2 protein-coding genes are annotated in these 693 nt (G+C 68.3%); both read left to right on the forward strand.

From position 1 onward, the window contains the following. On the forward strand, positions 1 to 252 hold a 252-nt coding region (locus tag INT12_RS30770), incomplete at its 5' end, for a helix-turn-helix domain-containing protein (RefSeq protein WP_193059214.1). Further along, a partial coding sequence (locus tag INT12_RS30775; RefSeq protein ID WP_226926408.1) for a hypothetical protein occupies positions 249 to 693 on the forward strand: 445 nt, incomplete at its 3' end. The genes INT12_RS30770 and INT12_RS30775, both read left to right, overlap by 4 nt.

Here is a 693-nt window from a genome sequence, read left to right on the forward strand (position 1 = left end):
GTGCAGCGACACGGGCAGACACTGGTGCTCCACCACACCGCCCTGCAGCTCCTGCTGCTCCTGGCCGAAGCGTGGCCGCGAACGCTGACCCGAAGCGAGCTGGTGGAGCGGTTGTGGGGTGCCAGCCCGCCCGAGTCCGATCCACTGCGTACCCACCTGTACACCCTGCGGCAGGTGCTGGACAAACCGTTCCCGGTGCCCCTGCTGAAGACCGTGCACGGCGTGGGCTTCCGCCTGGAGGCGGACACGTGAGCGCCGCACATCGTCCGCGTCGTCGCCTGCGCCACCGCCTGATGCTGGCCTTCTCCGGTTTCGCGCTGCTGGTGGCGGTGCTGTACGGCTTCTACGTGGTGCTGTGCGTCTATCTGGTCGAGGACCAGATGTTCAACGGGCTGCTGGAGCAGGAAGCCAAGGTGCAGCTGCATCATCATGCGACGCAGGGTGGATGGGCGCGGCCGGCATTGCCGGGCATGGCGGTGCATGAGACGGCGGCAAGCCTGCCCGACGGGCTGGCAGCCAGGCTGGCGGAAGAACCCTGGCGACGGGAGTTCGCTGGCGACCAGGGACGCCACTACCATCTGCGGCGGCTCGAACCTGGCGATGCCTGGCTGGTGGCGGAGGTCAGCCAGCAGCTTGTGGTTCGGCCGATGCGGGGTGGCATCCTGCAATGGTTGGGCTGGTCCAGCCTTGGCG

Source organism: Pseudomonas sp. K8, assembly GCF_014889455.1.
Taxonomy (GTDB): Bacteria; Pseudomonadota; Gammaproteobacteria; order Pseudomonadales; family Pseudomonadaceae; genus Aquipseudomonas; species Aquipseudomonas veronii.